Here is a 4,198-nt window from a genome sequence, read left to right on the forward strand (position 1 = left end):
TGTGTGGTAACTTTAAGATTAAAGGTCTCGTTTCTTTTTGTCCAATTATATCAAATACCGAGGTTTATTTTACACTAACGGGGCTTTTATTCATCAAACAGATAAATAAGTGAAATAGAAGTGTAATCAAACTGAAACGATAAAACAGAAAAAGAGTGCTATACTTGGCTCAGGTTAGATTAATAAATAAACATTCTACCCGGAAAAGGCTTTGAAGCCTTATGCAAATAACTTATCACTTAAGAACAGTAAACGAGAACGAAGCGACCACATTATAGGCTAACACTATATGGAGGGAAAAACCTTTGAAAAAGACATTTATCTTATCAACGATTACGTCAACACTCTTACTGAGCTCACTAGCGTTCACGCCACAAGTATTCGCAACGGAGTATGATGAGCAAATCCAACAGAATTTAAATAAAATACAAGAATCTGAAAACAAAGTACATACATTGGAAGAAACAATTGAATCCTTGCAAGCAGAAGTACAAAATACTGAAGATCAACTAAAAACAATCAATGGAGACATTACCTCTAACGAAAACCGGATAGAAGAGGTTGTTCAACGTCTTGAAGACGCCCAAACTGAAATGACTGTTTTACAAGAAGAAATTGCAGTACTAGAAGATAACATCGCTAAACGAACAGAACAACTTGAAAACCAAGCGAGAACGGTTCAAGTCAATGGACAAACGACTAATTATATTGAATTTATTATCGATGCAGAGTCACTGACTGATATCATCGGTCGTATAGATATTGTTACTAGTCTTGTTCAATCTAATCGTAAATTAGTTCAAGCACAATTGAGCGATAAAGAAGCGGTTGTCGAAAAGACAGAGCTTACAGAGCAAACGATCGTTCAGCAAAATGCGTTAGCTGGCGAATTAGAATTGATTTCCGAAGATTTGGAACAACAACGTTTGGAAAAAGAAGTTCTAGTCGCTCAATTGGCATTTGAACGTGCATCAGCTGAATCAGATCGTGAACGATTCTTAGCTCAAAAAGCTTCAGCAGAACAGGCGGTAACGGAATTGGTTGTAGCCCGTGAAGAAGCTATTCAAGCTGTAAGAGCAGCAGAAGAACAACGTCGTGCTGAAGAAAGTGCAGCACAAGAAGCAGAATTAGCAGCTGCTGAAGAAGCACAAGAAGTGTCAACTGCTTCTTCACAAAGAGAAATAGTAGAAGAAACGGCAGTCACTCAAAGTGAAACAGAGACAAGTGCTCCTGAAGCATCGTCCAATCGTTCAACAGAAACGAGTGCATCCAGTACTGAAAGCTCAACTGCTAATAACTCAAGCAGTCAGTCTAATTCAGGAAACTCAAACAATTCAAATTCCAGCAATGCTGGTTCTGGAAGCCAAACATCAACGCCAGCAGTGAGTCAGCCGGCTGCGACACCAGCTCCTAAACCGAAACCAAAGCCTGCTCCGGCACCTGCACCAAGTGGTACAAGCTGGAGAGCATTAAGCGGAACAGCAAATAGTCTATTAGGCACTCCTTATTTTTTCACGGGAACCACACCTTCAGGCTTTGACTGTTCAGGCTTTACAAGCTATGTCTTTAGAAAAGCAGGTATTACATTACCAAGATCTGCGGCAGCTCAATATGCAGGATCTAAAAAAGTAAGTAATCCACGTCCTGGTGACTTAGTATTCTTTAGTCAAGGTAGCGGAGTCTCTCACGTCGGTATTTATGTAGGAGGGGGCCAGTTCATCGGTTCTCAATCAAGTACCGGTGTAGCATATGCTAGCTTAAACACAGGCTACTGGGCAAGTAGAGTCGTTGGATACGGAAGATATTAATATAATTAAATTGAAGAAGGCTCGCTCATCTTAAATGATGAGTGGGCCTTTTTTTGAGAATTTAGAAATATCGATTGCAAAATAAAAGATTAAACGCAGATAATGCCGACTCAGCGACGACATTATTCCCGAATCGACACTAAAGAGCCACATACTGTCGATTCAAACCAGAATTGGCTGCGAGTAGTCAATTAAATGGGTTTAACCGCCCACTCAGAAAGAATCCACTAGTGAGTAGTCAATTAAATGGGGTTAACTGCCCACTCAAAAAGAATCCATTAATGAGTAGTCAATCAACTAAATTTAATGGCCTACCTACGAGCATAAGGTTCAACGACATAACAATAAAACATCCCCACTCATGGAATAAACCAGGAACGGGGATGCTGATAAGAAAATTAACTATAATTTTCGGTCAGTGACATGTACAAATCAATATCTTCTAAGACTTCATCGATGGCTGACTGCCAGAAGGTTGATTGAGTCAAGTCCACGTTTAAGTGTTTCTCAGCTAACTCTTCCGTCGTCATGCTAGCCGTATCTCTTAATAAGTTACGGTAATTCCCCTCAAAAGATGGTCCAACTTCTTTTGCTTTAGAGTAAATACCCAAGCTAAACAAGAAGCCGAAAGTGTATGGGAAGTTATAAAATGATACAGACGTACTATAAAAATGAAGTTTACTCGCCCAAAACATGGGGTGATACGTTTCTAAAGAATCTTGGAACGCTTCTTTTTGAGCTTCTTCCATTAAGTCACGTAACTCTTTTTCGTTTACGAGTCCGTTTTGACGTTTCTCATAAAATCGTTTTTCAAAGATGAAACGGCTATGAATATCCATAAACATGATAGCGGCTCGTGAAATTTTACTGTCGAGTAAAGCAATTTTTTCCTCGACAGACGAAGCGGCTTCAATCGTGGCATTCGAGATTAATGTTTCTGCAAAAGTAGAAGCCGTTTCTGCGACGTTCATGGCGTAGCGGCGATTTAATTGTGGCAAATCTCGCATCACATGACTATGGAAGGCGTGGCCCAACTCATGAGCTAGGGTAGAGACATTATTGGCACTTCCAGAAAAGGTCATAAAAATTCGAGACTCTTTACTTTCCGGCAAATTGGCGCAATAAGCACCAGGCCGTTTGCCTTCTCTGTCTTCCGCTTCGACCCAGTTGTTTTCAAAGGCACGTTGAGCCATGCCACTCATTTCGGTACTAAATGAGCCGAAGTGTTTCACGATAAAATCTTGAGCTTCTTCAAAAGAGTAGGTCTTCGGAGTAAATGTCCCTACAGAAACAGGTGCAGCTACATCTGGCCAAGATAACTTTTCTAAATTCATTAATTTTGCTTTGCGGTTCAAGAAATCAACGACACGCGGTTTGTTTTCTGTAATGGTATCCCACATCACGTTTAAGGTGTCTTCTTTCATGCGGTTATACTCTAAAGGTGGGTTCATAAAATCATCTTCGCTACGGAGTTGATACGTTTGCAGTCTGAAACCAGCCAAGTGATTTAACGTATCTGCGAATAGTGGCGATTTAGCTTGCCACGCTTTTTCCCAAAGGTGAAGCATGGTGTGGCGGGCTTTAGGATCTGAGTCGCCAGAAAGTTTATTAGCAGCTTGACCAGCAGATAGAACCTTGACTTTGCCGTCTTCTTTAACAGGAATCTTGATGCTGTTGACCAATGACTGGTACATATTTCCAAAACCATGTAAGCCATCAAGAGATAATTTTTGGATCACGCGTTCTTCGTTTTCAGATAGTAATTTTCTACCTTGCTCGCGTTTTTCATTTAAAGCAAACGATACATCCTTAAAGGAGTCATCTGACAAAAGCTTATTCCAAGCCTCATCAGAACTGTCTTTTAATTGCTTCATAAAGCGTGTTTCAACAGCATTCATCTGACTAGCAATGCTCCCCAATTGATTCACTACTTTAGACGCTTGAGCATCTTTTGCATCGGCAGAAGCGAGTCCTCTAGCAAAGGTTCCTGCTTCAGATAAACCATTTGTGATGAATTCTCTTTTTTCAAGAAAGTCCTTCAACTTAGGAAACCCAACTTCATCCTGATCCACAGACCAGTTTTCAACCAACTCTTTTGCTTCTTGAATCGCTTTTTCGATAGAAGTCAGTTTATCTTGTAATTCGACAGAGTGGCTTCCCCCTTCAAAGACTCTGTCCATATTCCAGTTTAGTGCATTTGACATATGTCATCTCTCCCCAATATTAAAATGCTTACAAATAAATTATACTCATTGTACCCGTTTTTTCTTCACTTATCCAGAAACATCAGTTAGAATAAGTCTATTGATTAGGTAACTCCCAATAATCTATGAAAAATTATGTTTCCCAAATTTCTCGTTGCTCGTATGATGATTTCTGTCGATTAAGGT

2 protein-coding genes are annotated in these 4,198 nt (G+C 39.9%); one reads left to right on the forward strand and one right to left on the reverse strand.

Annotated features, from left to right (window positions below; all coding sequences use genetic code 11):
- Window positions 1–305 precede the first annotated feature (305 nt).
- Complete coding sequence (locus C3945_RS11525) at window positions 306–1,808, forward strand: C40 family peptidase (RefSeq protein WP_161879799.1); 1,503 nt, start codon at window positions 306–308, stop codon at window positions 1,806–1,808.
- Between the two features lie 398 nt (window positions 1,809–2,206).
- On the opposite strand, the gene C3945_RS11530 is transcribed toward C3945_RS11525, so the two are convergent.
- Entirely contained in the window at window positions 2,207–4,012 is a 1,806-nt protein-coding gene (locus tag C3945_RS11530) for a M3 family oligoendopeptidase (protein ID WP_161879800.1), read from the reverse strand.
- Between the last annotated feature and the right edge of the window lie 186 nt (window positions 4,013–4,198).

The sequence above is a fragment of the Alkalibacterium sp. MB6 genome (genome assembly GCF_009935905.1).
Taxonomy (GTDB): domain Bacteria; phylum Bacillota; class Bacilli; order Lactobacillales; family Carnobacteriaceae_A; genus Alkalibacterium.

Bases quoted from the DNA above. Each gene is read 5' to 3' on its own strand.
- C3945_RS11530 (WP_161879800.1), bottom strand. From the start codon at position 4,012: ATGTCAAATGCACTAAACTGGAATATGGACAGAGTCTTTGAAGGGGGA.